The 6,813-nt window shown below is 64.8% G+C and carries 5 protein-coding genes and 1 riboswitch; all 5 genes read right to left on the bottom strand.

The genetic code is table 11. From position 1 onward, the window contains the following. Positions 1–430: 430 nt before the first annotated feature. Entirely contained in the window at positions 431–2,644 is a 2,214-nt protein-coding gene (locus B0G62_RS19235; RefSeq protein ID WP_167401308.1) for a tetratricopeptide repeat protein, read from the bottom strand. A gap of 190 nt (positions 2,645–2,834) precedes the next feature. Beyond that, complete coding sequence (metF, locus tag B0G62_RS19230; RefSeq protein ID WP_103705820.1) at positions 2,835–3,665, bottom strand: methylenetetrahydrofolate reductase [NAD(P)H]; 831 nt, start codon at positions 3,663–3,665, stop codon at positions 2,835–2,837. Positions 3,666–3,717: 52 nt separating this feature from the next. After that, on the bottom strand, positions 3,718–4,071 hold the full coding sequence (locus B0G62_RS19225) for a phage holin family protein (protein ID WP_103705805.1): 354 nt from the start codon (positions 4,069–4,071) through the stop codon (positions 3,718–3,720). A 198-nt stretch (positions 4,072–4,269) separates the two neighbouring features. Beyond that, positions 4,270–5,688: an adenosylhomocysteinase gene (gene ahcY, locus B0G62_RS19220; protein ID WP_103705804.1), complete on the bottom strand. Its 1,419-nt coding sequence runs from the start codon at positions 5,686–5,688 to the stop codon at positions 4,270–4,272. A 33-nt stretch (positions 5,689–5,721) separates the two neighbouring features. Continuing rightward, a riboswitch (S-adenosyl-L-homocysteine riboswitch) is annotated at positions 5,722–5,829 on the bottom strand. Between the two features lie 75 nt (positions 5,830–5,904). Then, positions 5,905–6,666: a glycosyltransferase family 2 protein gene (locus tag B0G62_RS19215; RefSeq protein ID WP_103705803.1), complete on the bottom strand. Its 762-nt coding sequence runs from the start codon at positions 6,664–6,666 to the stop codon at positions 5,905–5,907. Between the last annotated feature and the right edge of the window lie 147 nt (positions 6,667–6,813).

Genomic DNA, 6,813 nt, shown 5'->3' with positions numbered 1-6,813 from the left:
CCACGAAAGACGTCATTCGTGCAGCACGCAACAGTTTGTTTTGTTTCATGTTTCCTCCAGTTCGGTGCCGGCCGGAGCCAGCGTAGCGCGATCTTACAAGAGCGGGGGCTGCGCTCACAAGCTAGCCAAAAAGGCCCGTCTCTCGTGGAAAACGCCTGGTTGACAGGCTTGCTTAGGCCCGCCTTTGGTGTTTAGTCGCCGATGTTCCTTGCGGCTGTCTCCTCCTTTTGGCGGCGCTTGTGCTGCTCTGGCGCGAGTTTGATCCGGCCGTATCGCGCGTTTCGCTGCTGGGTGGGAATTTTTGCCGCTGCTACAGGGTTATTGGCGTCGAGACCGCCCCCAGACGCGGCGCGTGGCGACGCACAAGCGCTGCGCCGGCGTGGTCGCGCGTGCCCGAATAGTCGGATACCGACCTTGGCGCACCGTTAATTCACGTGCAGCCAGACTCGCCGCGCTCGCACCAGTCGCGCCACATCAGCCGGTATGCCGCTTCCATGTTGCGGGCGAAGCGCGCCGCGTCCATCAGCGGCGAGCCATTCATCCGCGCGCGCAAACTGGCACGCAGCGCGGCGAGACGCGGCAGGTCGCGAGCGAGCGCGACGACGGTTTGCGCATAGCCCGCGTCATCGTGCGCCACCAGTTCGGTCAGCCCCAGATTGGCGAGCAGTGACAGCCCCGCGCGGCTCGCCGCCGAACGGCCCACGCGGGTGGGCACCGGCACGCCCATCCAGAATGCATCGAGGCTCGTGGTGTGGCCGTTGTACGGGAAAGTGTCGAGCGCGATGTCGATCTGCGCCCAGGTGCGCAGATAGTCCCCCCGCGCCTGAAAGCCCACGAAGCGCACGCGGGCCGGATCGAGGCCGTGAGCGGCCAGCCGCGTCAACAGGCGCTCGCGCGCGCTGCCCGGTTGAGCCATCAGCACGAGCCGTGCGTCAGGCAGCGCCGCGAATACCCCGGACCACAACGCAAGGGTGGCGTCGGTGAGCTTGCAGGGGTTGTTCAGACAGCCGAAGGTGACATGACCCGCCGTGAGCGCGGGCAGTGCATTCACGTCTTGCGGCGCTTCGAGCGGCGCGTAACACCAGAATGCATTGGGCAGACGCAGCGACCGTTCGGTGTATTGCGCGTCGATGCCGGGCACGCCGGGAGGATCGAGCCACGGATCGGTGAGCCGCCAGCCGATCGCCGGGCTGCCCGTGGTGCCCGGATACGCGAGCCACGCGACCTGCACCGGCGCGGGACGCCGCGCGAACACCGCGCGCCGCGAGTCGGCCATATGCATGGTGAGGTCGACGAGGACATCGATACGGTCGTCGCGGATCTGCTGCGCGAGGCGCGCATCGTCGAAGTCGCGCACGTCGCGCCAGAGATCCGACATCGACGCGAGCCGCGCCGTGATCTCGTCGGGCTGCGCGCTGGAATAGCAGACGATCTCGCAGGCCGCGTGGTCGTGATGCGCGAACACGGGCAGCGTGAAGAGCGACTGGCAGTGATTGCGAAAATCCGGCGAGACATAGCCGATGCGCAACCGCCGCGCCGGATCGGGCACGTTCGCATACTGCGGCGCGGGCGCGGCCAGATGCGGCGTATCGTAGCGGGCCGCGTAGCGCTCGGCTTCGGCGCGGATCGCCATGCTGTCCTCGGTGGCGAACATCGTCGCGTAGACGAGATTGCAGTGCGCGCCTTCGTTGCCCGCATCGCAGGCCAGCGCGCGCCGGTAGGCTTCCAGCGCGCCATGGATGCGGCCCGATGCCTTGAGCGCGTTGCCGTAGTTGCTCCAGGCATCGGCAAAATCGGGGCGCAGCTGGATGGCGCGCTCGAAGGCGCGCTGCGCCTCGTCGGGGTCGCCCAGTTCGATGAAGATGTTGCCGTAGTTGTTCCAGGCGGGCGCATTGCCGGGCGCCAGCGCGAGCGCGCGTTCCAGCATGGCGCGCGCCTCGTCGATGCAGCCGACGTGGCGCAGCAGGATGCCCAGGTTCGTCAGGACATCGGTGGAATCAGGTGCGAGCGTGAGCGCATGTTCCAGCAGCGCCTGCGCCTCGGAGCGGCGATTGCCCGCGATCAGCACGTTGGCGAGGTTGTTCCATGCGCTGACGTGAGCCGGGTCGAGATCGACCGCGCGGCGCAGTTCGGCTTCGGCGCGCGTCAGATCGCCCTGCGCGAACAACACGCTGCCCAGGTTGTAATGCGCGAGGCCATAGTCCGGCTCCAGCGCCACCACGCGCTCCAGCAGCGCAGCGCAGCGTTCGCGCTCGCCCCCGGCGTCATACAGATTGGCCAGATTGTTGAGCGCGTGCGTGAAATCGGGCTTCAGTTCGAGCGCGCGCGTGAGCGCGGCGATGGCCAGACCACTTTCGGCGCCGCGCTCGCAGGTGAGCGCGAAGTTGACGAGGAAGTGCGGATCTTCGCGCAGCGCGAGCGCCCGTTCGATCAGCGCACGCGCCGCCAGCCGGTCCCGGCCGATGTCGAGGACGCCGGCCAGATGCAGGGCGTCGGCGTTGCGCGGATCGATCTCGATCAATTGCGCGCAATACCGGCGAGCCTCGTCATGCGCGCCGGCGCGCCACGCGGCAAGCGCATCGGCGAAGGTCAATGCGGGGGGCGGGACGGACGCGGCGGGGTCGTGTGCGGAAGGAGACGTCATGAGAGCGGCCCGCATCGCATGGGAAAGCCGTGGCGCGCAGGCTATCGGGAAAAGATAACCTTCGATTATCGGCACTGTCTCGAAAGTTTAATCTTGATATTCATCAAGCCACTGCGCGCTGTCCATAAAAAAACCGCGCGGCCCGGAAGTCCGGAACCGCGCGGTTCGTCTGTGCAGCAGACGTATGCAATCAGAGCGCAAGCCGCTCGCAGATCGCCTTGGTCGCACCCGCCGTATTGAGCGTGTAGAAGTGCAGACCGGGCGCGCCCGCATCGACCAGGCGGCGGCACAGGTCCGTCACCACGTCGAGGCCGAACGCGCGGATCGATTCGCGATCGTCGCCGAAGCTTTCCAGGCGCTTCGCGACCCAGCGCGGCACTTCCGCGCCGCACATTTCCGAGAAGCGCATGAGCTGCGAGTAATTCGTGATCGGCATGATGCCGGGCACGATCGGGATATCGACGCCGAGCTTTTTCGCGTCTTCGACGAAGCGGAAATACGCATCCGCGTTGAAGAAGTACTGCGTGATCGCCGAGTCCGCGCCCGCTTTCACCTTCTGCGCGAACGCTTCCAGATCGTGACGCGGGGAGCGCGCCTGCGGGTGGTATTCGGGATAGCCGGCCACTTCGATATGGAACGCGTCGCCGGTTTCCTCGCGGATAAAGGCGACGAGATCCGACGCGTAGCGCAGCTCGCCCATCTCGCCCATGCCCGAAGGCAGGTCGCCGCGCAGCGCGACGATGTGACGGATGCCGTGCGAGCGGTACTGGCTCAGGATGTCGCGCAGGCTGTCGCGGGTCGCGCCGATGCACGAAAGATGCGGCGCCGCATCGACGCCTTCCTTCGCGATCTCGGCCACGGTGTCGAGCGTGCCCTGCTGCGTCGAGCCGCCCGCGCCGAAGGTCACCGACACGAAGCGCGGCTTGTGCATGAGCAGTTGCGCACGCGTGGCGCGCAGCTTCTCGACGCCTTCCGCGGTCTTCGGCGGGAAGAATTCGAATGAGAGTTCGATCGGTTTCATGATCGCTGTATTGATGAGCAGGCCGAAGCGCGAAGCCCCGGCCATGCGAGCGTCAGCCGAGGCTGCGGTTGCCGAAGATCAGCGCCGACAGCAGCCACGAGACGATGCTGTAGAGGATCGAGCCAAAGAACGCCGACCAGAATCCCGACACCTCGAAGCCCTTGAGCAGCGACGCGGCCAGCCAGAAGCACAGTGCGTTCACCACGAGGATGAACACGCCGAGCGTGAGGATGGTCACGGGCAGCGTCAGCACGATGAGCACCGGGCGCAGCACGGCGTTGATAAGGCCGAGCACGAGCGCGACGATGAGCGCGGTGCCGAAGCTGCGCACGTGGATCGACGGTACGAGCCACGTGATGATCAGCAGCGCGAGCGCATTGACAAGCCAGGTGAGCAGCACGGTCATGGATAGGTCCTCTTTCCTCTTGCGTCGTGGTTATGCGGTGCGCCCGCGCACGTTAAAAATAGCGCGCGGGCGTGTGCATAGCTTCGGGCTGGTGGCTTAAAGACGTCTTAAAAATAAGGGACGTCTCATCGCGCTTTTGTATCCAGCCGTAACGATGCGCCGGGTAATGGCTTGGTTGGCTTGGTTGGCTTGGTTCGCTTAATAGCGGTAGTGGTTCGGCTTGAACGGGCCGTTCTTCTCGACGCCGATGTACGAAGCCTGCTCGTCGGACAGCACGGACAGATTCGCGCCGATGCGTGCCAGGTGCAGGCGCGCGACCTTTTCGTCGAGGTGCTTGGGCAGCACGTAGACCTTGTTCTCGTACTTCTGCCCTTGCGTGAACAGTTCGATCTGCGCGAGCGTCTGGTTCGTGAACGAGTTCGACATCACGAACGACGGGTGGCCCGTGGCGCAGCCCAGGTTCACGAGGCGGCCTTCGGCCAGCAGGATCACGCGCTTGCCGTCCGGGAAGATGATGTGGTCGACCTGCGGCTTGATGTTGTCCCACTGGTACTGGCGCGTGGAAGCGACGTCGATTTCCGAGTCGAAGTGACCGATGTTGCAGACGATCGCGTTGTGGCGCATCGCCTTCATGTGGTCGTGGTTGATGACGTGGAAGTTGCCCGTCGCCGTCACGAAGATGTCGGCCTTGTCGGCGGCGTATTCCATCGTCACGACGCGGTAGCCTTCCATCGCGGCTTGCAGCGCGCAGATCGGATCGATTTCCGTGACCCACACGGTCGCGCCCAGACCGCGCAGCGATTGCGCGCAGCCCTTGCCCACGTCGCCGTAGCCGGCGACCACGGCGATCTTGCCCGCGATCATCACGTCGGTCGCGCGCTTGATGCCGTCCACGAGCGATTCGCGGCAGCCGTACAGGTTGTCGAACTTCGACTTCGTGACCGAGTCGTTGACGTTGATGGCCGGGAACGGCAGACGGCCTTCCTTTTCCATCTGGTACAGGCGGTGCACGCCCGTGGTGGTTTCTTCGGTCACGCCCTTGATGTGCGACAGGCGCGTCGAGTACCACGCCGGGTCGATCGCGAGGTGCTTTTCGATCGACTTGTACAGCGCGACTTCTTCTTCGTTCGTCGGCTTGGCGATGACCGAGCGGTCCTTTTCAGCCTTGGCGCCGAGGATCAGCAGCAGCGTTGCGTCGCCGCCGTCGTCAAGGATCATGTTGGCGAATTCGCCGTTCGGCCATTCGAAGATGCGGTGCGAGAATTCCCAGTATTCGTCGAGCGATTCGCCCTTGAACGCGAACACCGGCGTGCCGCCCTGCGCGATGGCGGCGGCAGCGTGATCCTGCGTCGAGAAGATGTTGCACGAGGCCCAGCGCACGTCGGCGCCCAGTGCCGTCAGCGTTTCGATCAGCACGCCCGTCTGGATCGTCATGTGCAGCGAACCTGCGATGCGCGCGCCCTTGAGCGGCTGCTGCGCCTTGTATTCTTCGCGGGTTTGCACGAGGCCGGGCATTTCGGTTTCGGCGATATCGAGTTCCTTGCGGCCCCAGGCGGCAAGCGACATATCGGCGACGACGAAATCGTTGGCTTGATCTTGCGGAATTGCGGCGTTCATCACGCCCTCCTTTCTAAAAGTGACTAGAAATTAAAGACGTGAGCGCCGTTTTTCAGTGCGATTGCTTCAAGGAAGTCAATCGTATTGAGCACCTTCGAGCCTGGCGGATTGGAGAAACCCGTCGCAACGCTCCTCGAAGACGAGGCGTGATTGTAGCAAAACGCGATGACAGCCGCGCGGCGGACTCGCCAGGCCGCCGCATGAATGCGTCGAGCTTCAGCAGACCGGCTCGACCGCACGCAACTGGCGCAGATTCGCGCAGGCGGCATCGAGGAACGCCCGCGATGCGCGCAGCGTTTCGCCGGCCACCAGCGGGTCCGCTTGCGTGAAACCCATCTGGATGTTCAGGAAGGCTTCCGCGTGAATCCTGCCGTGATAATGCACGCGCACGCGCTTCGCATCCGTGAGGCGGCACTGCTCGAAGATTTCGCTGAGCACCCAGGACAGCGCGCCATCCTCGCCGCCATGACGGCGAAACACCTCGTCCATCGGAAAGCCGCCCAGCGAGAGAAACACGCTGCGGCGAATCACGAGGCTGCCCGGCACGGTATTGCTGAGCACCGCCGCATGACGCTCGAAATCGGGATGCCCGGTGATCCGCAAAGGAAAGCCGGCGAATTCGACGTCCAGGCGAACGGCAGCGGCATGGGGATGCCGCTCCAGATGCGCCAGTGCCGGAGCCAGGGCGTCGGGAAGGTACTCGTCGGCGGCGTCGAGAAAGGCGATCAACGGCGTGTTTGCGTGCAGCGCCGCCCAGTTGCGCGCGCGGGCCGCGCCGCCATGGCGCCCGGTCTGCAAAAGCCGGATACGGTCGTCGTGCATGGCGTAGGTGCGCACGATCGACGCCGAGGCATCGGTCGAGCCGTCATCGACGACGAAAATCTGCGCGATTTCGGGTTGCGCACGGCAGCTTTGCAGCGCGCGCGCAATCGTCGCGGCGCCGTTGAAACACGGGATGATGATCGAAATGGGGGACATGAAACGCAACACGAGTGGACCGAACCGGCCGATCGAGCCTCAGGGCTCGCCGCCGGAGCGTGGATCATAGTTGCGTCGCGAAATGCCGGCGTGTTTTGGACCGCGTGGCAACGGTCCGGGTCCACCCGTCGTATTTGTTCGATCGCG

The organism is Paraburkholderia eburnea (assembly GCF_002917095.1).
GTDB lineage: Bacteria > Pseudomonadota > Gammaproteobacteria > Burkholderiales > Burkholderiaceae > Paraburkholderia > Paraburkholderia eburnea.
The sequence above is the reverse complement of the archived record's forward strand: the minus strand, read 5'-3'. Positions and strand labels throughout refer to the sequence as shown.

Excerpts from the sequence above, each read along its gene's own strand:
- B0G62_RS19235 (WP_167401308.1), bottom strand. The coding sequence starts at position 2,644 with ATGACGTCTCCTTCCGCACACGACCCCGCCGCGTCCGTCCCGCCCCCC.
- metF (WP_103705820.1), bottom strand. The coding sequence starts at position 3,665 with ATGAAACCGATCGAACTCTCATTCGAATTCTTCCCGCCGAAGACCGCG.
- B0G62_RS19225 (WP_103705805.1), bottom strand. The coding sequence starts at position 4,071 with ATGACCGTGCTGCTCACCTGGCTTGTCAATGCGCTCGCGCTGCTGATC.
- ahcY (WP_103705804.1), bottom strand. The coding sequence starts at position 5,688 with ATGAACGCCGCAATTCCGCAAGATCAAGCCAACGATTTCGTCGTCGCC.
- B0G62_RS19215 (WP_103705803.1), bottom strand. The coding sequence starts at position 6,666 with ATGTCCCCCATTTCGATCATCATCCCGTGTTTCAACGGCGCCGCGACG.